The sequence below is a fragment of the Planctomycetota bacterium genome (genome assembly GCA_018242585.1).
In the GTDB taxonomy this organism is placed as follows: domain Bacteria; phylum Planctomycetota; class Planctomycetia; order Pirellulales; family PNKZ01; genus JAFEBQ01.
Map to the genome: position 1 here is coordinate 56,717 of JAFEBQ010000049.1, position 23,575 is coordinate 80,291.

Consider the following 23,575-nt stretch of genomic DNA (forward strand, 5'->3'; position numbering starts at 1 on the left):
GGCTTATCGCGGTGCGGTAGGGGGCGGCGGCGAAAGTTCAATCGACAGCCGGGCGAGCATGCCGTCCTTCAACTGCCGCTGGGGATTGTCCAATTCGGTCCAGACGGTCAGTACGCGCTCAATGGTCGAGACCACCGGCGCCGTGCGCAAGACGCGGCCGTGGCCGACGTAGCTGGGGTCGGCGGCAATGGTGACCGTGACATTTTGCCCGGCGCGAAGGTGCGGCGCGTCGTTCTCGTAGACAAAACCCTGCACCTCGACGCGGGCCAGGTCGTGAATCTCGAACAACGACACATTGGGGTGAATCATCTGGCCAGGCACCAGCGTGAAGTCGACAATCCAGCCGTCGGCCGGCGCGCGAACCGGCATGATGCCGGTGATCTCATGCTTGGCGTCTTCACTCGACAGATCAACTTGCTCCATGCCGGCGATGTCGTCGGCCGACAGCCCAACCAGGGCCAATTTGTGTTCCAAGCTGGCGACTGTGTTGCGCAGGGTGTTGTAGTCGGTCTGCGACTGCCAGAGATCTTTCTCGGCGATCGAACCGTTCAGATCGAGTTGCTGATAACGGTCGAGCGATTGCTTGGCGAGCTTAAGCCGCACTCGGGCCAACAGCAGGTCGAGTTCCAGCGTCCGCAACTCCAGGCTTTGCACCCGACCGAGGATGTCTCCCTTTTTCACCGGCTGACCATGCTCGACCAGGATCTCGGCTACGCGGCCGGCGATGGGGGACGAGGCGAACAACTTGCGGAATGTCGGCAGTTCGACCATTCCTTGTACGACAATGGAGGCCGACTTGACGGGCGCTGGGGGCGCGGGCGTTGGCGTCTTTTCCGCCGTCGCGGGTGCGGCATGCTGCGCCGCTTCCTTCTCGAACAGGGCCGCCAAGAAAATGTTTCCCGTGGTCGCGACTTCATCGCCGGGGAACAAACCGTCGAGCACTTCGACGTCATTGTCCTGGCGCAAGCCAAGCTGGACTTTCCGCCGTAGCAAAGTGCCAGGCAGATCAAGGACCATCACGTAGGGACCATCATTCGAGTTGAGAATGGCCCCGATGGGGCAGGCGACCGCTGCGGGGCGTTCGTCGACCACCACGGTAATGCGACCGAACATACCGGGTTTGATCCGCTGTCGGGGATCGCGCACGATGCCCGTCACTGGCAGGGTGTGTTCTTCGGTGTCGACGCGCAGGTCGACGTGATGTACGTCGCCAGTAAAGGTTTCACCTTCGATCGCAGCCACCGTCATCCGCAACGGCTGCCCCAATGCGATACCCTGACTGTCCGTTTCCAGAATGCCGGCATGGACCCACACCTCAGATAAGTCGACAATGTGGTAGAGCGAATCGGCCGGTTCGACGAACTGACCCGCTCGGACGTTGGCCTCGGCCAGGTAGCCGCGCCGCGGGGCGACGATGGGTAGCGTACGAACCGGTTTCTTGGTATCGAGCACTTGTTGCAGCGTGGCGTCGCTTAGCCCCAGTGCGCGAAGCTTGCGCCGGGCAATGGCGAATTCGGCATAGCGTTCTTGCAACGCGGCGCGCGATTCGAGCAGTCGCCGCTCGGCGATGTTCCCTTGCTGGCTCAAGCGCTCGCGCTGTTCGAGCATGTGCCGAGCCAGGGTGATTTCGTTGCGCGCCCGCAGCATCTGCAATTGCAGCGTTTCCAGCTCCAGGCTTTCGATGCGGGCTAGCTCTTGTCCCACTTCGACGCGTTCGCCCGGCCGAACCGACACGTGCTCGACCTTGCCCGAGACCAGCGTGGTCAGAATCGTCTGCTGGTACCAAGGGGACTCGATGGCGGCATTGGCGCTGACCGTTCGTTCCAGGTCGCGGAGCACGACCCGTTCAAACTTCAAGCGGATCGACTTCAGCGCGGCTTCCGAAAGCCGCAACGTATCGCCGTCGATCACGACCCCTTTGCTAGGAAGATCGTCGTGACCTTCGTGGGCCAAGACCGGCGCGACAAGCGTGCCGGCGACAAGGAACGCCGCTAGCAGATAAGCGATATTGGATAAGTAGCGGTACATGGAATCACGGCTTGGGCGTTGAAGGGGAAGCGGGCGTTGCCGGCACGGCGTGCTTTTGCAACTCTTGGAGAGCAGCGGTGATGGCCGGTTGATGTTCGGCCAGTTTGGGATCCTGCTCGTGGTCGAGTGCTTCGTGGATTTCGTTCAATTCCAGCCGCAATTGTTTCGCGGCCAGGTTGATCGCTTCCCAGTGGCGGCGCGGCACTCCGCTGTCGCGAGCGATCGGCATCAGGCGGCGCAGGTGAAGATCTGACTTGTCGATCTCGACGTGGGCGGTCTCGATCTGTTTTTCGGAGATCGCGGTGAGGATCGCCTGGCAACCTTGCGTGATAGCCTGTACGGCGCCAACGTACTCGGCGGGAGTGATGACCTTTGACTCGTCGAATGCTTCCTCGGCGTGATCATGATCGTCGTGGCCCTCTTTGCCATGCTCGGAATGATTGTGGTGGTCGTGATCGTGGTGGTCATGACCTTCGTGGCCGAGGTGAGCGTCAGCCGCGCGGTGACAACCGGTCAGCGAAGCAACGCCGACTAGTAAGTACGTCGGCAGGAGAATGAAGATCGCCAATCGAACACAGCTCATGGGAGACGCATCACTTTGCCAAAAGCCAACGGATGAAAACCATGAAACGGGAAGCGAATGCGAGAATCTTGGCCCCGGACGAGGCTACTTCTCGTATCAATTGGCCAGAAAAGCGCGACAAGAATGCGCGCCGTCGTGATTAGTTGCGCAAGGCAACTACGTGCTGAGTCAGCACCAGAGACGATGCCGCTTCGAATTTGCGGCATATGAATGCGTCGTCGGTAGCCACGCTAGAATCTGCGGCGAACGACGAAAGGTCAGGAGCCATGACCGTCGCAAGCTTCGACGACTCGACCGCCGCCGGTTGATGCCGCGTGGCGATCAGGTCGCTCGCCTGGAGAATCTCCGCCTCTTCCGGGGCGGATCGCTGCCCTTCGTCGGCCAAGGTCAGCTCAAAGCCAAACCAGTCGACGTGCCAGTGGGTCGACGCGGGCAGCAGTTTGATCTCGCAGCAGGCCTGGTGCTGATGGGCAACGCCCGACTCGATGCCGTGGGCATGCCGAACCGCCGGGCCCAAGCCTAGCAGCGCCGCCATCGTGATGCAAAGCACCAGCCCGGTCGCACGTTGTTGGCCGCGAGTGAACATATCTTAATCGTATCACGCGCCAAAAAACGGGACAAGCGAAGTTATCGTTGCCAGCGGTGGGTTTGCACCGCTGAGAACGCAGATTTTGACCGCCCCAAACGCACCGTAGGCCCCTTAGAACTTGGCTGCGGGCGACACTTCCGCCGAGCAGCCAAGCAAGCTGGTTGGCTCGTCCAGGGGGGGCGCGATTGGCTCCTCGCGTACGCGCTGCCAGGCGTCGACCCAGCCATTCCAACTGATCGCGATTTCGCCACAGCGGAGTCGCCGCCAATCGAGCGAGCCCCAGCGAGCGCCATCCGACGCCACCGTGGGCGGACAAGGCTGCCCATTGGCCTGGTTCACGTCGTACCAGGCGCGATCACCTTCTCGGCCAAGCAAGGTCAGGCCGTTCTCATCGACGGCAAAGCGACCTGGCTGCTCACGGCAAACATCATCGATCACGTTGCGCAATACCTGCACGCCCGCCAGCTTTAGCATGCCAGCCAAAGCCGTGGCCAATGTTTGCGCCTGTGTCGTGGAAAGATTCGCCACCCAGGCTGGCGCGCGAATGGTCGCCAATAGCCAGCCAGCGCGATCTTCAAACCGCAGCCACAAGGGCTCATTGGCCACGGCATCAGGATCGCCCATGTCGCGCCGCTCGATCGGCACGTCAACGTGCCGCAGACCGATGCAAATCGGCCCGACGCGCCAATCGCCGCGCGTCCAAAGCTCGGTCTGGTCAAGGAGGGCCACGAACTCGCGCTCGGCAAAGTGCCGCACTTCGAGGGCGACGTGGTGCAGTCGGTCGTGCAACTTGCGCGGCGGCGCCCAGTTCCCCACGATGTAGGCTTTGCGATCGACGCGGCGCAGCCGGTTGTACAAACGGAACAACGTGCCCGAGTGAAAGCCGGGGCGCAATAGCCGGCTCATCGTCTCGCCGTGCGAGCCGATCATCACCGGATCGAGTTGTGGCGAGCGATTGGCGGCAAAGATCCGCCAGTTCTCTTTGAGCTCCCAAACCAAGAAGCCGAAAATGCCCGGGATGCCCAAGATGATCAGGCTGGCATACCAGGCCGCTTCCTGGGTGCCGATGCCGAAATGTTGCTCGAGCATGCCGGCCAAGGTGGGGATGAACGGCAGCATGATCTTGTGCGAGACGGTGACGACCGGGAAATGTTTGATCGGGTTGACCTGCGGTTCAATCAGCAACGTCACGCAAAACCGAATGAAGAACGTCACGAATCCCCACAGGGTGCCAAATACCGCCTTGAACAGCATGGCCGCGCGCGGCTCGCCGCGTCGGAAACGCAACCATTCATCGACGGCGTACAGCACTTGTTCCAGGGCCGATAAAAGTTGGCCGAAGATGTCGACCACGAACTGAAACGCCGCGGCCAGGACGCGCATTCGCAACTGGTGCCACCCGCGCACCGCCCAGTCGGTCACCATTTCGTCGACATTGCGACCGATTCGCGAGTTGAGCAACAGGTTGAAGCCGACAAAAGCCACCACGCGAGTCGTCCACGAAGCCTCGGTGCGCACGAACAGCCACCGCACCGCCAGCAAAGCCAAGGTGAATAACAACGGCTTGAGGGCCAGACGTCGGCACCATTGAAAGATCGGACTGGCAAGCACCGCTCGTACGGCCGGCAAATCGAGCAGCCGCCGCGGCCAGGTGACCGTCAACAGTCGGAGCAACTGCCATGACGTTTGACAGATGTCGACCACGCGCTGGCGGAATCGATCACTGTAAAGCAGGCCCAGAAAGAACGATCCCAGGATCAAAATCTGCACGGAGAGGCTGGCGATATCACCTAGCCGCGCGGACAGCGCCGATACCGGGATCGCCTCTTGGGCGCCCCGCTCACCGAAGATTTTATGCACCAGATGGTGCAAGAATTCGAGCACCAAAAACGCCCCGCCAAAAGGCACCATCACGTAGCGAGTGAAGTGACGTCCGCGCGGCGTGCCAAAGGCCAGGGCACTCAGCCCTTGAGGAATGCGGCGATACAGTTCGCCGCGACGATAAACGCCGTCGAGTGAATCGGCTAGACGCCGATCGAGCTGCAACAACTGATCATTCCCCCACGCCTCGCGCCAGTCGGACAGATCGCGAATCTTCAGATTGTTTCGCGAGATGGCGTCGCGCAAGTCGCCCAAGGTCAGATAGCCGTGATCGGCGATCCGATCGAGCAGTTCCTCGATCAGCTTCTGCCGGGCGACGGTTTCGGGCACATTGCCGGGGCGCAACTCGACGACATTGAAAGCTTTTTCGATCCGCGGTCGCAGCGTGCCACGCAACTTGGTTTCGGCCGCGGCTTGGGTCGCCTCGAACAGATGCGAGAGTCGGTGCCGCGCATCGACCGACAAGCGGGCGGCGCCCAACTTCGCGGCTGCGGCATGCAAATGCTTGGCGATCGACACTTCGCGCAGGCACGGCAGCGGCCGCCTGAGCGGCTGTTTGCCACGCGATGTGACCCACTCGACCAGGTCGATCGTGTAGACGCCGCGCTCGTGGTCGACGCAGACTTTCTGCACGTCATTCAGGATGCGGGCTTCGGGAGAACGGAGCCCTTCGGCCGCGTGAGGGAGTAATTCGATCAGACTTGTCGCCCAGCGCTCGTAGTCATCCTCGGACATGTCGAGCGCCACTTGCAGGCGGCGCGCCAACTGGTCCAAATCGGCCCGACCTTCGCGTCGCGCGGCCTTGGCGGCCTTGGGACCAATCACACCGGCGGCTTGCGTGCGCTGCATGGCCGAGCGGACCAGGTTGCCGCGCGCGCGGGCCCGATCCGCGTGTTCCATCAGCCGACAGTAAGCCCGTTCGGACTGTTTGCGCGGCGGCACGGTCAGGTGTTCATCGTGCTGTGCGGCATGCGGCTCTTCGTCGTCGACGACAAAGAACTCTTCCGGATGGGGCGCGCCGTGTAGTCGAGTGCGCTCGAACAATGCTGCGGCGTCAACATCGCGCCCCAGTAGCGAGGCCACCGCATCAAAGTCAGCGATCGACGGAAAATAGTCGGGCAACAAGCGCGGAGCGAAAAACCGCAGTTCAAAGAACACCGCGGCAAATTCCAGGTACAGCGTTTCGTCATCGGCCGGCGGCAGCAGCCATTCGTCGTGTTCGAGCACGTCGCGAATCTCAGCAACGACCGTGTCGCCCAGTTGCTCGAAGCGCTGCCAGACATCGGCTGGCGTTAGTTGCCCCTCGGCGCGACGCGCCTCGAGCGCCATGTGTACCCGGGCGTGCATCAGCAGCCGCCAGTATTTGACCAGCGCGCGACCTCGCGTCATGGCGTTGAGCTTCTCGGCCTCGGGGCGCGCGAGCAGGATGACCTGCTCGGGCAGCTCGCTGGTCGCGTTCAGCCCCAACTCGTCGGGATAAGCCATCGACAGCAGGCGGTCGCGGGCCACGAGGTACGTCTTGCGATGGGGCACGCGCAGACCGACGCCGGGAATCTGGCGGTCTTGCTTGATCACGCGGCGCAGAATGCGGCCGGGAACCAACAGCGCGGCCGGATCAGCGGTGCGAACCGCGACCTCCAAATCCGCGAGCGAGATTTGCCAGACACCAGCCGTTTCCATGAGTCTCGATCTGCGATTCCGTTTCGTTTGATCGGTGGGGTTTCAGAAACTAGCCACCGCGATTCGCCGTGAAATACAGCGCAAAACTTCGACCCACCAGCTCGGCTAATTATAAGTCTGGCTTGACGTTGGGACACGCCAGCCGTGCGCGCCTTGCGGCATTTTCAGCGATTCGGGTCGTTAAGCTGGTCACTGTGTGCAGATTGCGTCGCGGCAATCGCCCCCATCGGATGGGCGGTAGCGATCGTGCCGGCTTTAGCGGACGCGCGTCGGCAGAATGACCATCGGCAGGCCCGACCATTGCAGCCGGCGTTGCAGCGACTGGGCGGTCTGGTTGTGGAGCAGCCGCTGGACGAACGTATCGCGCTGGAAAATGAGCTGCCCTGCGAAGAAGATCGCCTTGGGAAACTGACGGTGAATTTCCAGGCACATCCGCTCCAGTTCTTCGACCGCGTCGGTGCCAATCGACAGGTACGACGTCGAGGGCATTCCCAAGCGGTTCGCCAGATCGACGTATTTGCCCAGCGCTTCTTCACAGTGGTGTTGCAGCGCGTCGACCGCGTCGGCCCCCTTGAAATTGCCCGAGTCGACCACGGCCGACGACAGGAAGATCACGCTCTTGAAGTGTCCCGGGGCAAAGCGGATGGCGTTCAGCATGGTATGCACGCCCAGGCCGCCGTAACCGCCAACCAGGATCGCCGCCGCCGGCTGGGAATGGTCAGGGGGCGCCAGTTCCGGGTTGCCATAAGACGGCAAGCCGCTAAGCGTGTCGTCCAATCGCTTGAGCCGAGCGACGACGCCGCGATAGTGGCGGTGAATCATAAAGCAGATCAGCACCAGCGCGCTGGTCACGGCGATCGTCACCAGCCCGCCGTACGAGGTGCTTTGCGTCCAAGGATTCACGCCTGGCTCGGGATGCACAAACGGATGGATGCACTTCTCGTAGACCACCAAGCCGAGAATGCACAAGCACATGGCCGCGCCCAGACCGAACACGGCCAATCGCCGGTTGGCGAGCGGATTCCTACCGCGCAGCCGCCACCAATGGCGCAACATTCCTAGCATGGACAGCGAGAAGGTCAGAAACACGTTGATCGAGTACATCACCACCAGCAGCGTGGTTTCGCCGTGGGTCAGCACCAACGCCGCGACGGCCGAGCAGCCCATCAGCAAAATGCCGTTGTGCGTGGCCAACCGTTCCGACAAGTTGGCGAACCAGTGGGGCATCCACGAGTCGTGGGCCATGTTGGCCAACACGCGCGGGCCGTCGATAAAGCCCGCCTGGGCCGCGGCAAACAACAACGCCCCTTCCGAGATGACCGTCACGGCAATGAAGATCAGACCCATTTTGTGATCGGCCAGACCGATGTTCCGAACGAACACCTCGGCCAGCTTGGTGTTCATGGTCTTGATGTCGCCTTCGACGAAGCGGATGTCGAGCAACATATAGGCGATAATCAAACCACCCGCCGTCAACGCCAGCGACAAGCCCATGTACAGCATCGTGCGCTTGGCCGTGGCGACGCGGGGCTCGCGCATGACGGGCATGCTATTGCTGACCGCTTCGATGCCGGTGTAGGTGCCAGCGCCCATCGAATAGGCTCGCAGGATCAAGGCGATCATGCCCCACAAGCCGAAGTTCGCGTCATTGAGATCCTTGCTGATCTCGCCGCCGATTTCGGCCACCTTGGCCCCGGTTTCGCCCAGGTGCAGGCCGATCGAGCCGAGGATCAACACGATGTGACAGACCAGGAACGTCAAGAAGATCGGCAGCAGGACTTTTACCGATTCCTTGATGCCGCGCAGATTCAGCACGATCAGCAGCAATATTGCCACCAACTCGGCTGGTAGCTTCAACGTGTGTAAGCGGGGATCGACCAAGCCGAACAGCGCATCGCCAGCGGCCGCGATTGACACGGTGATGGTCAACACATAGTCGACCAGCAGCGCGCAGCCCGAGACCACGCCCACGCGCCGCCCCAGAAGTTTCGACGCGACCAGGTAGCCACCGCCGCCGCTGGGGAACTCCTCGATGATGTGACTGTAACAATTCGAAATGACGATGACCGTGATGATCGTCAACAGTGACAAAAACACCGCCAGGTGTGGCCGGTCGCGGAGGTACAGGAAGATTTCCTGGGGACCGTAACATGACGAGCTAAGCCCGTCGGCCCCCAGCCCCACCCAGGCCAAAAACGCGATCAACGTCACGTGGTGAAACAGCGACGTGTCTTTCAGATCTCGCGGCTTGCCGATCAACAGGGTCTTGATCCGCGTCGGCAGGGTCGGGCCGTCGAGCTCGCTGACCGTGGTGTCAGCGCCAATGGTCGTGGCCAGATCGTCCAGTGGCAACGAGGACTCGTCGCTTTTCTGTTCCGCGGCAGTTGGCCCGGGGTCGCCGGCCGGCGCGTGCGGCTGGGGCGTGGGTGCGCCGTTCGTGGCGGCGGCGGACGAGGAAGCGCTGGACTCTTCGGAACTCGAAGACGGCGAAGGAGTGGAACTCATACGTGGTCAGGCAAGCTCAGGGGCGATGATCGTCGAACGCTTGGCGCGTCTGACGATTGATGACTCGGCTGGCGAGTCGAACTTACCTGTACTCGATTCCTTGAAACGCGGCATGGCAACGCCGCTGAAGATGTTGAACCCGTGGTTTGGTCGCGCGGCGGTAAATGATTTCTGCCCGCGAGCGAGGGCCACTCAAGCCAGAACCGACGGCCGGTCTCGCTGCGCGGCATTCTAGTCGCGGCGGCGCGCCAAGAGCAATGGGCCTAGCGATCTGGCAGAGCGCAACATATTTGTTAGCCGAATGTTACAGTCGATAGCAGGTCGTATAAAAACAGCGAAGGCCGGCACCGATTGTTGGGTACCGGCCTTCGCTCGTAAGAACATGAACCACGATGCGATCCATCGCACCGGGCGATGACAATTAACCTTCCGACCGGGCCATGACAAAGCCGTGGTACGACTCGTTGCCATGTTCGCCGAAGTCGAGCCCTTCGAGCTCTTCTTGTTCGGAGACACGCAAACCAATCGTGTACTTGATTACCGCCCAGACCACGGTTGACGCGACAAGCACGTAAGCGGCAGTCAGGCCAACCCCGATCAACTGGCGTACCAGCATGGTCGTGCCGCCGCCGTAAAACAGCCCCGGAGTCATCGCCACTTCGGGCGAGAACGGAACGTAGCGAGCGGTGCGAGCGGGGTGGGCGAACAGGCCGATGCAGATCGTGCCAAACACGCCGTTCACCAAGTGAACCGACGTGGCGCCAACCGGATCGTCGATCTTGAATCGGTCAAATGTCATGACCGCCACCACGACGAGCACACCGGCGATCGCGCCGATGACCGCTGCGGCGTAGGCGTCAACGAAGGCACACGGAGCCGTGATCGCGACCAGCCCTGCCAAGCAGCCGTTCAGCGTCATGCCGATATCGGGCTTGCCCAACATGATCCAGGCGGTAGCCGTCGCGGTGCAAGCCGCGACCGCGGCGGCCAGATTGGTGACGATGGCCACTTCGGCCGGAGCGACCTGGTCGAGGGCAATGCCCATCGTGCTGCCCGGGTTGAACCCGAACCAGCCGAACCAGAGCACGAAGCAGCCGATGAAGGCGGCCATCATACTGTGCCCGGGGATGGCATTGACTCGGCCATCGGGGCCGTATTTGCCAATGCGCGGGCCAAGGAACAGGATGCCCACCAAGGCGGCCCAACCGCCGATCGAGTGTACCTGAGTCGAGCCGGCGAAGTCCGCAAAACCCTTTTGCGCCAGGAACCCGCCGCCCCATATCCAGTGGCCAACCACGGGGTAGATGACGATACCCATGAAGAAGGTAAAGACAATGAACGACAAGTACTTGATGCGTTCAGCCACGGCACCCGAGACGATGGTCGCGGCGGTCCCGGCAAATACCAATTGGAAGAAAAACTTGGCGGCCAGCGGCACGCCCGTCCAATTGATCGCGCCGTAGTAGCCCTTGTAGTCGGCTCCCGTGGCCGGGCTGTTATCCACCGTTTCGCTGTAAGCGAAGTCGCTGACGAACCAGAGGCCTTCCTTGCCGAACCAGGGGCTATCCGCGTTGTTGCCAAACATGATGCCCCAACCGAGCATCCAGAACGCCACCGTCGAAACAGCGAATACGATGAAGTTCTTCGAGAGAATGTTCACGCAGTTCTTGGCACGGCACATGCCGGCTTCGACGCAGCCGAAGCCCAGGTTCATGAAGAACACCAACATGCCGCCGATCATGACCCAGATGGTGTCCACGGCGACCGAGTAGTTTGGAGTCGGAGGAGAGGGGGCGGCCACGGGCGTCGTAACCGCAGGCTCCTGAGCCAGGCAGCATGTCGCTGCCAGGAAGCTTGCCGCGACGGCGAGCGCGACGATGGGTAGAAGGATGCGTCGTATCATCTCTGCAATACTCCCGGGGTAACGTAAACGATAAAAGGTGAACAGGTATCAGCCATCCGACGCTCGCGACATCGGAAAACTCCGTAAATCATCTCGGGCACGGTAAATCTTTAGTCACAGTGAATTGCTGCTCGGGCTCGACATTTTCCGTTCCGCGTTGCCACGAAGCTGACCGCTGGACCAGACCGGACACGTGTCGCCGCACCTCCATGCTCGCCGACAACAACCGTTCGATTCACATTCTGGGGCGGGCCAGAGGACCCCGGTTTGAGCAGGCGAACCTGCTCAAACCGTTGGGGCCTCTTCTGGCCAGGCGGAAGCCAGAATCGCTCAGGTCAACGCCGCGAATATCGCAGCGTCGATTGTCTGGTGTTCAATTCGAGGTCGAGCGGCCAAGCTGTTGGTCGATCACTTTGCCAGTCGCGGCTGCCACTCGCTGGCCCCACCACAACGGCAATTCGCTGATCCGATAAACACTCCCTGGCTTCGTAATAAGCTGGTAAGCCAACACAGAGCGGGAGCGCATCAAGACCAATCCCTCGAATGGTCAGGAAAACGACATACCAAGAGCGCCAAACGCCGTCGGCATATCGTCAAGCGATAAGCGACCGCGCCCATGAGCGCCGCCTGCGGTGTCGTCGATGAAGCAGAACCCGCCTGACGTTGAACCCGACGCCTCGGCTGGTGGCCGCGCGACGAGTTGCCGACCGAACCTCAGCCAATGGCAAATTAGTTCAAGTTCGATTGGCCGGTCCAAGCGATAGCAACTGGCGTGCCGCGTGCTGGTTCGCACATTGATGTGCATTGCCACTAACCGACACGGGACCGAGCAATTCAGCGGGATTTGAGAGGTATTGGCGTTGATTGGCAGACGTTAAGATTTGTGGCATCAACAGTTTGCGATGAATGCGATGTTCCCTGGTGCCGCCAGGGATTGTGGACCAAGATTTCCCCGAGATACTTTGCCTAGAAAACATGCCATGCGCAGTTTTTATGCACGCCTTGCACGAGATTTCGCAACCCCAAACTGTCTATCGTGAATCAAAGCAATTGCCTTATCGTCGGTACGAACGGTTTGAGCCGCAAAGTTTTGCCGCAATTCAAGTCTGAGAATGGAACGGTGTCTTGATGATGGCTGAGTCGAATCGGATGGTGGTCCTTGGCACACGCAACCACAAGAAAGGAATCGAGCTGGCGGCGCTGCTGGGGCCGCTGGGGATCACGGTTCGCGATCTCAGCGAGTTTGCCGACGTACCCGAAGTCGAAGAGACCGGCACCACCTTCGCCGAGAATGCGGCGCTCAAGGCCACCGGCTATGCCCGATATGTCAAACACTGGGTGTTGGCCGATGACAGCGGGCTGTGCGTCGACGCGCTGAAAGGCGCTCCTGGCGTTTACTCGGCGCGCTATGCCGGCCCCAGCGCGACCGACGAAGACAACAACCAGCGGCTGCTCGCCGATCTGGCCAGCGTGCCGACCGAGCGACGTTCGTCGCACTATGTCTGTCACGTGGCGCTTGCCGACCCAGCGGGTAACATTCGCGCCCGGGCCGAAGACGTCTGTTGCGGCCGCATGCTGACCGAGTATCACGGCACTGGCGGGTTTGGCTACGACCCGCTGTTCGAGTTGCCTGAGTATCACCGGACGTTCGGCGAACTGGCCCCCGAGGTGAAAAAGTGCCTTAGCCATCGGGCCCGGGCCATGCGCAAGATCGCGTTTGAATTGCTCGTTTGCCTGTCATCTTAACTGCAATCTTATGAATCCCAGGGAATTTGCTTGAATCGATCCAGTTCAGGGATTGATTTCCCGTCGCGCGCGACGGCACGATACGAGTGGTCGCCGCGGCCTTTCAAGCCAGCGCTTTGTCACGCCATGCCAGCTAAAGGACAGCCTATGTTCGCCTCGCGCACGCTTCGCGTTTTTACGTCCATGATGACTGTCGTTTTGACGGCCTGCCTCGCGGCTCCGCTGGCGGCGAGTGAGCCCAAAGCGTGGGTCAGCGAAAACGTCGGCCCGTTGTTCGACCTCTACAAACATCTGCATCAGTACCCCGAACTGTCGCTGGAAGAGAAGAGCACCAGCCAGCGATTGACCGAAGAGCTGCGCAAAGTAGGCGTCGATGTGGGAGCGCCGGTCGGCGGCTACGGCATCGTCGGACTGCTCATCTCGGGCGAAGGACCGCGCGTGATGATCCGCGCCGATATGGATGCCTTGCCCGTCGTCGAGCAAACAGGTGTTCCCTACGCGTCGAAAGTTAGCATCAACGACAAGCAAGGTCGTCCGGTCGGCGTGATGCACGCCTGCGGTCATGATATTCACATGACCTGCCTGATCGGCACGGCCCAGTATCTGGCCGCCAACAAGGACCAATGGCGCGGCAGCGTGATGTTCGTCGGCCAACCCGCCGAGGAGTCGGGCTCGGGCGCCCGCAAGATGATCGACGATCATATGTTCTCGCAGTACCGCAAGCCGGACTTCGCCCTGGCGTTGCACTGCTCGTCGCAATTGGCCACCGGCAAGGTCGGCTATCGGCCGGGGCATTCGTTGGCCAATGTCGATAGCGTGGACATCACGCTCTATGGCCGCGGCGGCCACGGCGCTTATCCCCACACGACGATCGACCCTGTGGTGCAGGCCGCGCACTTGATCGTCGATTTGCAGTCCATCGTCAGCCGCGAGATGAAGCCAACCGAGCCGGCCGTGGTCACGGTCGGTTCGATCCATGGCGGCACACGCCACAACATCATCGGCGAACGCTGCCAGTTGCAGTTGACGGTTCGCAGCTTCAGCGACGAGACTCGCAAGAAGCTCCAGCAGGCGATCATCCGCAAGGCCAAGGCGGCCGCCGACAGCGCCGGCGCTCCCGAGCCCAAGGTCGAGTTCAGCGAAGGCGCCTTGGCGCTATGGAACGACGAAGCACTGGTCACTCGGCTGTTGCCCACGTTCCGCCGCGTGGTCGGCGAGGACAACCTGGTGCTGACCGAGCCGTCGATGGGGGGCGAAGACTTCAGCCAGTTCGCCCAGGAAGGAATCCCCATCTTTCAGTTCCAGATCGGCACCATCGATCCGCCGCGGCTGGCCGGCTATCAGCGCCCCGGCATGACGGCCCCCTCGTTGCACTCGCCTCGCTATTATCCTGACGCCGAGCCGTCGATTGTGACGGGCGTCTCGGCCATGACCAGCGCCGTGCTCGAACTGCTCGGTAAGCCGGCAAAGTAATCGACGGCGCTAGAATAACGCTCATGGACAACTCAATGTCTCCGTCGCCGCTAGGTTGGGTGCTGACTGGCGCTGCGTACGTGGTGTACCTCGCCCTGGTCATCGTAGGTTTGTACCAGGCACGCGCAATGATCCTGGCCGAATATGGCACGCCCGAGGCGATCGAGCAGTGGCGAGAATGGCAACTCGAGACCGAGCGGCAATCGAAACGCCCCGAAGGCTCTGAGCGCCGGGCCGTGGGGATCGACGAGCCGCCGCAAGTGGTATTGATGCGCGACCGGTTTGGGCTGATCGCGCTGGGGACGGTGCTGACGGCAAGCTTTATGTTTGCCTTCTTGGTGTTTATTGTCCGTGGCATGTTGCAGCCGTCCGCGATCAACACGACAGCCACGGACGAAACGTAGCCCGATGTCATTGAGGCCCAGGCATGGAACCTGCTCCCGATGAAACCGCGACCGAACGAGGCGGCCCGTTGACGTTGGCGCCGGTGCGGTGGCGTGTCTGGCCGACGGCGGTGAATTCAGTCTCGGGCTGGCTGGTGCTGATCGTCTGCTCGGCCACGATTGTCTTGACCGTCTGGCGGGTGACCGCGCGGTGGGAACTGGCGCCGCTGGCTTGGCTGCTGGCGGCGTTGGCTAGTTGGAAGCTCTGGCTGCCGATGACCTATGAATTGAGCTTTCAAGGGCTGGGCCAGCGGCTGCTGGGACGCGAGTCGCGCTTGCCCTGGCCCGCGATTTCCAAAGCGGAGATCGGCAGCCAGGGGGTCTGGCTCTGGAGCCATGACGACGGCGATTCCGGCCGGCGTTTGCTAGGGTTTTTACCCTGGGGAGGCGAGCGAGAACTGGTGCTCAACTGGTTTGAAAGCCGCCGGCTGGCCGGGCGGCGTCCCGTGGTCATCGAGGCCGACTCGGGCGTGCGTTCGTCGCCAAGTAACCATTGACCGATTGCCGGTCTAGCTGCTTTTCTCCAATTGCGGTGCGGGGCGACAACTCGTCGCCCCCCGCGAATCCCGGACTTTTGTAATCAAACGGCACTTCTCGGCCACGATCCCCCCGTTTAGAATCGGCGGTGCGGCCCCATGACCGGCTGGCCCAAACGATTTTCGACCAACTGTGTTCTGCAGTTGTGGGCAGTCGGCCCGGTTGCACCTTTTCTTTTCTTATCTCAATCATCTTGTCCGAAGTTAGTGTCTCGAGCGCTGCGAGCCGTCAGGGCGTCGTTGAACTGCTTGTTGTCGTGCGCTGCCGCGCGCGATGAGGGCAGCCCAAGGCGTTGACGCGGCTTCGGGGTGATGCGTTCGGTTGCGCGAACGGCATGATCCCGTGGCGGGCGAGACGCGCATGATGCGGGTCACCGTGACAATCAAACGCGCACGTTCAACGCGAGGCAAGCCCACCATGATCAGCTCCGCCATTGCGCCCTCGACCGACGGCCAGGCACTCCGCGACTCGATCGACGGAGCGGCCACCATGTTCAACACGCTGAACGACCTGGTCGGCGTGTTCAAGCTTTTGTCCGACGAGACCCGGCTGCGAATTTTGTACTTCTTGACTCGGCGTCCCGAGTTGCACGTCCGAGCGCTGTGCGATCTGCTCGAGCAAAGTCAGCCGGCGGTGAGTCACCACCTGGCGCTGTTGCGAGCGGCGCGACTGGTGTCGCTGCGCCGCGAGGGGAAGCACAACTTCTATTCGATCCTGCCCGACCGGATCGATTGGCTGCGCCGCGGCATGACGGTGCTGTTGCCCGAGGGGGCGCGCCGCGCGGCCGATCAGCGTATGGACCCGCAAAGCGCGTAGCGAGCGGCCAAATCTCACCCGATTCGTGGCCCTTTCCGTGGGCTGCCGCCGCGAGAAAATTGCGCGCTCCTCGGATTGCGTTGCCCTGGGGGCGCGCTATCATGGTCGCTGGCGCGAATGAGCGCGCCTGGTGAACGGCGATCGGATCCTTCCACTACTGCTCGGGGCGGCCCTCGAATCCTTATGAATCAGACACCTGGGGAGAAGCGCGCGATGAAGCCTCGTGAAGTTCTGGCCTTCTGCCGCGAAAAGGACGTCAAGGCGGTCGATCTGCGGTTCATGGACTTCCCCGGCCTGTGGCAGCACTTCACGATTCCGGTCGGCAAGCTGACCGAGGAAGTGTTCGAGGACGGCCTGGGCTTCGACGGTTCGAGCATTCGCGGCTGGCAGGCGATCAACGAGAGCGACATGACCCTGGTTCCGGTCCCCGAGACCGCGGTCCTCGATCCGTTCACGACGCTGCCGACCATCTCGATGATCTGCAACATCCAGGACCCGGTCACCCGCGAGGACTACACGCGCGACCCGCGCAACGTGGCCCGCAAGGCGGTCAACTACCTGAAAAGCACGGGCATCGCCGACACCTGCTACATCGGCCCCGAGGCCGAGTTTTTCATCTTCGATGACGTGCGGTTCGACCAGAACTCGCACGAAGGTTACTACCACGTCGACAGCGTCGAAGGCGAGTGGAATCGCGGCCGCGTCGAAAGCCCGAACCTGGGTTACAAGCTGCGGCACAAGGAAGGCTATTTCCCGGTGCCGCCGTCCGACCAGTTGATGAACATCCGCAATGAAATGATGCAGTCGATGATCGACTGCGGCATGGACGTTGAAGCTCAGCACCACGAGGTGGCCACGGCCGGGCAGTGCGAAATCGACCTTCGTTACCAGGACCTGGTGACGATGGCTGACTACATGTGCATGTACAAGTACATCATTAAGAACGTCGCCCGCCGGCACAACAAGACGGTGACGTTCATGCCCAAGCCGCTGTTTGGCGACAACGGCTCCGGCATGCACACGCACATTTCGCTATGGCGCGGCGGCGAGCCGTTGTTCGCCGGCTCGGGCTATGCCGGCCTGAGCGACACGGCGATCTACGCAATGGGGGGCTTGCTGCGGCACGCGCCGGCGATACTCGCCTTTAGCAATCCGACGACCAACAGCTACAAGCGACTGGTGCCGGGTTACGAAGCGCCAGTGAATCTGGCTTATTCCCAGCGCAATCGTTCGGCGGCTTGCCGCATTCCGATGTACAGCGCCAGCCCCAAGGCCAAGCGCGTCGAGTTCCGCTGTCCGGACCCGAGTTGCAATCCTTACCTGGCTTTCTCGGCCATGCTGATGGCGGTGATCGACGGCATTCAAAACAAGATGCACCCGGGCGACCCGCTCGACAAGGACATCTACGACCTGCCGCCCGAGGAATTGGCGCGAGTTCCCAAGGCGCCTGGCTCGTTGGAAGAATCACTCGGCGCACTGCGACAGAATCACGAGTTTCTGTTGCGTGGCGATGTGTTCACCGAGGACGTGATCCACACCTGGATTCGCTACAAGCTCGAAAAAGAAGTCGACGCCATGCGGTTGCGCCCGCACCCGTACGAGTTCTGCTTGTACTACGATATCTAGTCGCGCCGAATTACTCTGCCGGAAACGGCGCCGGTTCGCCGTTGATCTCGCTTAGCGCGTTGCGCGCCGCTCGTTGCTCGGCTTCTTTCTTGTTGCGACCCCAGGCGGGCTGGAAGCGCTCGCGGGCGATTTGCGCCGCGATCTTGAAGCACTTGCTGTGGTCGGGCCCTTTTTCGTCCAGCAACTGATACGTCGGCGTCGTGCTGTATTGACGCTGGGCCAGGTGCTGGAGAATCGACTTGAAGTTGGTCGATTCATCACTTTCGATCGCCGACTCGATTTCCGGTCCCACCAAGCGTTCGATCAACGCCCGGGCCGGATCGAAACCGCCGTCCAGGTACGTGGCCGCGATCAGCGATTCGAACACGTTGGCCATCAGCGACGGTGGCACGGTTCCCTGGGTGGCCATCCCTTTGCCCAGGAACAGAAAATCGTCCAGCCCCATGTTCTCGCTGATGCGTGCGCAGGTCTGCCGGCTGACCACGATTGATTTGACCTTGGTCAGGTCCCCTTCGAGGTACTCGGGAAAGCGACGGAACAACAGTTCGCAGACGACCGCACCGAGAATGGCGTCGCCCAGGAACTCCAGCCGTTCGTTCGACGCCAACCGGTGCTGGGCGCCCGAGGCGTGCGTGAGTGCCGCCCGCAGTAACGCGCAATCTTGAAACCGGTAGCCGATGCGCTGCTGGCAGTGTTCGAGCAGATCGGCTTCGTTAAGAAATGTTTCCGGTTCCTGACTGCGGGGCATGAAACCGACCCTAAGTAAACTATGCGAGCAACTCGCCAATATTCGTAAGCCTAAATGGCGATTGATGTTTTGTCAATCTTAGCTGGCCCGCCCTGGCCCTGCGCTTAACATTCCCTTTAGGAGAGCAAGAAGCGGCCCCCCGCTGGCAACAAATCCACAGTGCGCACGGCCCGAGATTTGTGCAAAACCGGTTGCACCTTTTCGGCCCGGCCGCGTATCAATCGATGCGAAACAGGCGCGGATTGTTTCCTCGTCTGCCAAATTAACCATCAACGTCTCACACACGCTATCAATTATTTTGCGGAGGACGGAGCATGAGTTCCAAGTTATCGAACAAAGTGGCTTGGGCCATCACCTGGGTGGTGATCGGCGCGGCCACGGCCGGGATCGCCTTGATCCCCGGCCATCAAACCACGCACGCCTGGGCGCAAGCTCCGGTCGCCAAAGTGACGCCGGTCGATCCGGCCGCGACGCAAAACGCCCGCGGCTTGTCCAAAGTATTTCGCCAAGCGTCGGATACGATTCTACCCGCTGTCGTGGCCATCGACGCCCGCACCGGCGCCAAGCAAATCAAACGCAGCGGTCCCCAGCAGCGGCAAATGCAGCCGGGCGAGAACCCGTTCAAGGGGACGCCGTTCGAGGACATGTTCAAGGATTTCGGCGGCAATGGCATGCAAGGGATGCCTTTCGAGCAGCATAGCCAGCCGCAAGAGTCGATGGGCTCGGGCGTGATCATCGACTCGTCGGGTATCGTGCTGACGAACAACCATGTCGTGCAAGGGGCCGATGAGATCACCGTCCGTCTGAGCGACGGTCGTGAATTCAAGGCCAACACCATCAAGACCGATCCTCAGACCGACCTGGCCGTGATTTACCTGAAGGGGGCCAGCAATCTCCCCTCGGCCAAGCTGGGCGATAGCGACGCGCTGGAAATCGGCGATTGGGTGATCGCCGTCGGGAACCCATTCGGACTCGAATCGACCGTCAGTGCCGGCATCATCAGCGGCAAGGGGCGCAGCATTCGGGCCGATCAACGCGCCCGCTATTTGCAGACCGACGCCGCGATCAACCCAGGCAATTCGGGTGGTCCGCTGGTGAACCTGGACGGCGAAGTGATTGGCATCAACACGGCCATCTACAGCCGCAGCGGCGGCTACCAAGGAATTGGCTTCGCCATTCCAAGCAACCTGGCTCGCTGGGTGGTCGATCAGTTGATCAAGCGCGGCAACGTGCAGCGCGCCTACCTGGGCGTGGGGATCGAACCACTGACCGCGTCGCTGGCCGAAAAGCTCGGCGTGCAGGATCAGCCGGGCGTGGTCGTGACCGAAGTCTTCCCCGACTCGCCGGCGGCAACGGCCAAGTTCCACGAAGGGGACGTGATCGTCGACTTCGCGGGCAAGAAGGTCCGCAACACCAGCGATTTGCGCGAAGTGGTTGAGCAACTGCCGATTGATTCGCGCCAGCCGGTCAAGGTGTTGCGCGACGGCAAGCCCATGACGTTGGAAGTGGTGATGCAGACGTTGCCCGATTCGTTCGGCAAGACGGCTCGCCGCAGCAACAAGCAGAACGATGAATCGCAATCGCCCCAATTCGCCAGCAACGAATGGGGCTTGGAGGTCAGCGAACTGACGCCCGATGTCGCCAAGCAGTTGAACATCCGCAACGCCAAGGGCGTGGTGGTCACCAGCGTCGAAGAGGGGAGCCCGGCCGAGCAGGCCAAGGTCCGCGTCGGCATGGTGATCTTGCGCGTCGGCCAGAAGACCATCGAAAACGTCGGTGACTTCCAGGCCACGCTGAAGGACGCCTCGTTGAAGGAAGGTCTGTTGCTGCTGGTTCGCGCCGGCGAGCGGAACGAGTTTATCGTGATCAAGGGTCAATAACCCTTGGGCTAAATGGCCCGGCGAAACAGGGTGAATCGCCGAGCCTTTGGAAAAGTTCAAACCGCCGTGCATTTGCCCCCGCGGGGGCGGTGTACGGCGGTTTTTTTTGGTATGGTACTAGTCCCGCCGGGCCAGCTTTCACACCTCTCCCTTTAAGGGAGAGGTCGCGGAGCGAAGCGCAGCGGGTGAGGGTAAACGCGTTGCGAGCCAGATCGTATTGCGCCAATGAGTACGATCGCTGCGCTTAGCATCGATTGGCCTGTGACGTCTCTACCCTCCCCCTTGCCCCTCCCTGAAAGGGAGGGGTATTTATCGCGCACGCCTGAAAACTGAATCATCTCCGTTAAGTTACCGCCAAGGATCTCGCAACATGCCGATCACCGCTGATACGCTGGCCCACTTGGGCCGCTTTGATACGCCGACCATTTGCAACATCATCGAGCTGTTCGACGTCATTCCGCGCAACGCCGGCTACATGGACGGCCGCATCAAGTCGGTCTTTCCGACCTTGCCGCCGATGGTTGGCTATGCCGCGACCGCGTCGTTTCGCAGCGACGCGCCCCCGTCGGGTGGCGACGCCTACGGCTCGATGGACCAGCAAGTGGCCAAGTTCGCCGAGCTGCCCGGGCCCGCGGTCGTGGTGTTCCAGGATCTCGACGACCCGGCCGTGGCCGCCACATTCGGCGAAGTGATGTGCTCGGTCTATCAAGGGTTCGGCTCGGCTGGTCTGATTACCAGCGGCGGTGGTCGCGACTTGGAACAGGTTCGCGCGCTAAATTATCCGGTCTTCACCGGCGGCACCATTTGCTCGCATGCCTTTTGCCACATTCTGCACATCGGCCTGCCGGTTCGCGTCGGCGGGCTGACGGTTCGCAATGGCGAGCTGTTGCACGGCGACGCCAACGGCGTGACGCGAATCCCCATGGACATCGCCACCGAGATTGGCCCCGTGGCCGACGAATTCGTCGCCTCCGAGAAAATCGTGCTCGACTATGTGCGCGGCCCGGGGACGAAAACGGCCCAGGGGTTGGCCGTCGCCCGCAAGGAATTCTCGGCCGTGGTCAAAAAGCTGACCGAGCGCGTCCAGTCGCGCAAGGGCGCGTCGCCGAAATAGTCGCGGCGTCTGTATCGTCACCGCCAAGGCGAGCCATCACCAGCCGCGGCAGACTTGCTCGGCCGCTTGCTGCGCGCTGTGGATGCAGTTGGGAATGCCCACGCCGCGATAGGCGCTGCCGCACAGCGCCAGGTGAGGCTGCTCGGCCGCGCGGCGTTCGATGGTCGCCACGCGATCGAGGTGGCCGACGTGATACTGGGGCATGTGATGCGGCCAGCGGGCCACTTCCACCAATTCCGGCTCGCCGGTCACCCCCAGCAAATCGCCCAGTTCGCGCCGCGCCGCGTCGACCAGCCGCGCGTCGGCCCAGGTCAACTGGTCAGGGCGCGCCGCGCCGCCGAAAAAGACTCGCAGCAAGACGCATCCTGGCGGGGCACGGTCAGGATACTTTTGGCTGCTGAAGCTGATCGACAGGACTTCGCGACGCTCGACCTCGGGCACGACCACGCCAAAACCTTCGATTGGCCGGGCGAACTGCGATTGTCGATAGCCCAAAAGTACGACCGCGCTGCCGGCGTAAGGGATCTCGCGCAACGTCGCGCCCAACTCGTGGTCAATGGCCGCCAGCAGTTTGCCGGCCTGGACGGCCGAGACCGAGACGATCAGGCCATCGAATTCCTGGGGGTCGCCCGCGCCGGTCGCAATGCGCCAGCGATTCTCGACGCGCTCCAGTCGTTCGACCGGCGTACCCGTGTGGATGTTCACGGCCGAAAGCTTGGCGGCCAGCGCGTCGATCAGCGCTTGCACACCGCCGCGCGGTGTCATGAACAGGCCGTAGCGGGCGCCGCTGCCTTTTTCGCTCGCTTGCTCGGCCTTGCGCTGCTTGAGTGCCGCGCGAATCAGGCTGCCGTGCTGCTGCTCCATCTCGATGAACCGCGGCAACGTAGCCGCTAGGCTTAGCTTGCTTGAATCGGCGGTATAGATGCCGCCGACCAAGGGTTGCACCAGTTGCTCGAAGGCTTCCTTACCCAGGCGGCGCACGGCGAATGCTTGCAGGCTTTCATCATCGTCGCTGGAACGGCGAGGCACAAACGCTTCGGCCAGCATTCGCAGCTTGCCCGGCAGACTGAGCACCGGCGTGGTAATAATCGGCCACAGGCGCTGTGGCGCGAGCAGCATGAACCCTTCGGGAATCGCGCGGAGCTTGCCCCGATGAACGACGTAGACGCGGCGATCGACGGCCGAGGTGCCGATCAACTCGTTGCCCAGCCCCAGTCGCTCGCACAAGTCGCGCGCCCAGGGGACGTTGGTGATGAAGTTGTCGGCGCTCCGCTCGAGCAGGTAGCCGTCGCGGCGATCGGTTTGCAGCACGCCCCCCAGCCGCGGACTCGCCTCGAACAGCGTGACTTGGACCGCAGGGTGGCGCTCGCCGAGGTGGTAAGCGGCCGCCAGCCCGCTGATCCCTCCGCCGATGATCGCAACCTTGCGCGGCTTTGTCGTCGATGCTTCGCTCAAACCAGTCGGTCCTTGTTCCCTGCCGCCGGGTAAAACGGGGCAAAATCGCGAAAACTACCGCCACATCATCGGATCGACGATCGTCATACCGCCGTCGCAAACCAGCGTTTGCCCAGTGATATGCTCGCATTGGATCAAGCTGAGGATCGCTTGGGCAATATCATCGGGCGTGGCGACCCGGCCCAGGGGAAGGCATTGCTCGACGCGCTGCTTGACCGCCTCGTAGCGCGAGCCGAGCCCTTGCTGCAGCCAGCGCCCTTCGATGAAACCGGGCGCGACGGCGTTCACGCGGATGCGCGGCGCCAAGCTGCGCGCCAGCGAGATCGTCATATTCAACAGCGCCGCCTTCGAGGCACAATACGGAATCGAGCTCCCCGCGCCGCGCATGCCGGCAATGCTGGCCACGTTGACCACCGCGCCGCCGTGGCGTTCCAGGTGTTCGCGCGCGGCGCGCACGCACTGGAACGGACCTTGGACGTTGGTGGCGAACAGCTCGTCCCAGACTTCGCCGGTGACCCGGTCGAGATCGCCGTGGTTGATGAAACGCGTCACGCCGGCGTTGTTGACC

Annotated in this window: 16 protein-coding genes and 1 pseudogene (1 of these 17 only partly in view); 8 read left to right on the forward strand and 9 right to left on the reverse strand. The window is 61.8% G+C overall.

Features of this window, described 5'->3' with window-relative positions; translation table 11 throughout:
* Nucleotides 1-3: 3 nt before the first annotated feature.
* The 6 genes from JSS27_20810 to amt form a co-directional block, all read right to left on the reverse strand.
* Nucleotides 4-2,028, reverse strand: a complete 2,025-nt coding sequence (locus tag JSS27_20810) for an efflux RND transporter periplasmic adaptor subunit (GenBank protein MBS0211391.1) — start codon at nt 2,026-2,028, stop codon at nt 4-6.
* 4 nt (nt 2,029-2,032) lie between these two features.
* On the reverse strand, nt 2,033-2,596 hold the full coding sequence (locus tag JSS27_20815; GenBank protein ID MBS0211392.1) for a hypothetical protein: 564 nt from the start codon (nt 2,594-2,596) through the stop codon (nt 2,033-2,035).
* Between the two features lie 154 nt (nt 2,597-2,750).
* On the reverse strand, nt 2,751-3,197 hold the full coding sequence (locus JSS27_20820; protein MBS0211393.1) for a hypothetical protein: 447 nt from the start codon (nt 3,195-3,197) through the stop codon (nt 2,751-2,753).
* Nucleotides 3,198-3,311: 114 nt separating this feature from the next.
* Nucleotides 3,312-6,761 carry a hypothetical protein gene (locus tag JSS27_20825; GenBank protein MBS0211394.1) on the reverse strand — a complete coding sequence of 1,150 codons (3,450 nt, stop codon included), beginning with the start codon at nt 6,759-6,761 and terminating at the stop codon, nt 3,312-3,314.
* Between the two features lie 255 nt (nt 6,762-7,016).
* Entirely contained in the window at nt 7,017-9,266 is a 2,250-nt protein-coding gene (locus JSS27_20830; protein ID MBS0211395.1) for an APC family permease, read from the reverse strand.
* A gap of 421 nt (nt 9,267-9,687) precedes the next feature.
* Entirely contained in the window at nt 9,688-11,169 is a 1,482-nt protein-coding gene (gene amt / locus JSS27_20835; protein ID MBS0211396.1) for an ammonium transporter, read from the reverse strand.
* Between the two features lie 1,149 nt (nt 11,170-12,318).
* Between amt and rdgB the strand changes: the two genes are divergently transcribed.
* The 6 genes from rdgB (at nt 12,319) to glnA (ending at nt 17,810) form a co-directional block, all read left to right on the forward strand.
* Nucleotides 12,319-12,915: an RdgB/HAM1 family non-canonical purine NTP pyrophosphatase gene (gene rdgB, locus JSS27_20840; protein MBS0211397.1), complete on the forward strand. Its 597-nt coding sequence runs from the start codon at nt 12,319-12,321 to the stop codon at nt 12,913-12,915.
* A gap of 183 nt (nt 12,916-13,098) precedes the next feature.
* Entirely contained in the window at nt 13,099-14,388 is a 1,290-nt protein-coding gene (locus JSS27_20845; GenBank protein MBS0211398.1) for an amidohydrolase, read from the forward strand.
* Between the two features lie 35 nt (nt 14,389-14,423).
* On the forward strand, nt 14,424-14,792 hold the full coding sequence (locus JSS27_20850) for a hypothetical protein (protein ID MBS0211399.1): 369 nt from the start codon (nt 14,424-14,426) through the stop codon (nt 14,790-14,792).
* 23 nt (nt 14,793-14,815) lie between these two features.
* Nucleotides 14,816-15,328 (forward strand): hypothetical protein, encoded by a 513-nt coding sequence (locus JSS27_20855; protein MBS0211400.1) that lies wholly within the window; start codon nt 14,816-14,818, stop codon nt 15,326-15,328.
* A gap of 529 nt (nt 15,329-15,857) precedes the next feature.
* The gene (locus tag JSS27_20860; GenBank protein MBS0211401.1) at nt 15,858-16,184 is read left to right on the forward strand and encodes a metalloregulator ArsR/SmtB family transcription factor; all 327 of its coding nucleotides are present in this window, start codon (nt 15,858-15,860) and stop codon (nt 16,182-16,184) included.
* Between the two features lie 213 nt (nt 16,185-16,397).
* A complete protein-coding gene (gene glnA / locus JSS27_20865) occupies nt 16,398-17,810 on the forward strand; it encodes a type I glutamate--ammonia ligase (protein ID MBS0211402.1) in 1,413 nt (470 codons plus the stop codon).
* A gap of 10 nt (nt 17,811-17,820) precedes the next feature.
* Here glnA and rnc read toward each other — a convergent pair whose 3' ends face one another.
* Nucleotides 17,821-18,558: a ribonuclease III gene (gene rnc / locus JSS27_20870; protein ID MBS0211403.1), complete on the reverse strand. Its 738-nt coding sequence runs from the start codon at nt 18,556-18,558 to the stop codon at nt 17,821-17,823.
* Nucleotides 18,559-18,872: 314 nt separating this feature from the next.
* Here rnc and JSS27_20875 point away from each other — a divergent pair, with 314 nt between their 5' ends.
* Nucleotides 18,873-20,438, forward strand: a complete 1,566-nt coding sequence (locus JSS27_20875; protein MBS0211404.1) for a Do family serine endopeptidase — start codon at nt 18,873-18,875, stop codon at nt 20,436-20,438.
* A 370-nt stretch (nt 20,439-20,808) separates the two neighbouring features.
* Nucleotides 20,809-21,552, forward strand: a complete 744-nt coding sequence (locus JSS27_20880) for an RraA family protein (protein ID MBS0211405.1) — start codon at nt 20,809-20,811, stop codon at nt 21,550-21,552.
* Between the two features lie 36 nt (nt 21,553-21,588).
* Here the strand turns inward: JSS27_20880 and hemG are convergent, their stop codons facing one another.
* Both hemG and JSS27_20890 read right to left on the reverse strand, forming a co-directional pair.
* Nucleotides 21,589-22,968, reverse strand: coding sequence for a protoporphyrinogen oxidase (hemG, locus tag JSS27_20885; GenBank protein ID MBS0211406.1), 1,380 nt, complete (start codon nt 22,966-22,968; stop codon nt 21,589-21,591).
* Nucleotides 22,969-23,061: 93 nt separating this feature from the next.
* Nucleotides 23,062-23,575: pseudogene (locus tag JSS27_20890) on the reverse strand (SDR family oxidoreductase); it runs 249 nt beyond the window's last position.

Coding starts and splice junctions, on each gene's coding strand:
- JSS27_20810 (MBS0211391.1), bottom strand. CDS start 2,028: ATGTACCGCTACTTATCCAATATCGCTTATCTGCTAGCGGCGTTCCTT.
- JSS27_20820 (MBS0211393.1), bottom strand. CDS start 3,197: ATGTTCACTCGCGGCCAACAACGTGCGACCGGGCTGGTGCTTTGCATC.
- JSS27_20825 (MBS0211394.1), bottom strand. CDS start 6,761: ATGGAAACGGCTGGTGTCTGGCAAATCTCGCTCGCGGATTTGGAGGTC.
- JSS27_20830 (MBS0211395.1), bottom strand. CDS start 9,266: ATGAGTTCCACTCCTTCGCCGTCTTCGAGTTCCGAAGAGTCCAGCGCT.
- amt (MBS0211396.1), bottom strand. CDS start 11,169: ATGATACGACGCATCCTTCTACCCATCGTCGCGCTCGCCGTCGCGGCA.
- rdgB (MBS0211397.1), top strand. CDS start 12,319: ATGGTGGTCCTTGGCACACGCAACCACAAGAAAGGAATCGAGCTGGCG.
- JSS27_20845 (MBS0211398.1), top strand. CDS start 13,099: ATGATGACTGTCGTTTTGACGGCCTGCCTCGCGGCTCCGCTGGCGGCG.
- JSS27_20850 (MBS0211399.1), top strand. CDS start 14,424: ATGTCTCCGTCGCCGCTAGGTTGGGTGCTGACTGGCGCTGCGTACGTG.
- JSS27_20855 (MBS0211400.1), top strand. CDS start 14,816: ATGGAACCTGCTCCCGATGAAACCGCGACCGAACGAGGCGGCCCGTTG.
- JSS27_20860 (MBS0211401.1), top strand. CDS start 15,858: ATGTTCAACACGCTGAACGACCTGGTCGGCGTGTTCAAGCTTTTGTCC.
- glnA (MBS0211402.1), top strand. CDS start 16,398: ATGAAGCCTCGTGAAGTTCTGGCCTTCTGCCGCGAAAAGGACGTCAAG.
- rnc (MBS0211403.1), bottom strand. CDS start 18,558: ATGCCCCGCAGTCAGGAACCGGAAACATTTCTTAACGAAGCCGATCTG.
- JSS27_20875 (MBS0211404.1), top strand. CDS start 18,873: ATGAGTTCCAAGTTATCGAACAAAGTGGCTTGGGCCATCACCTGGGTG.
- JSS27_20880 (MBS0211405.1), top strand. CDS start 20,809: ATGCCGATCACCGCTGATACGCTGGCCCACTTGGGCCGCTTTGATACG.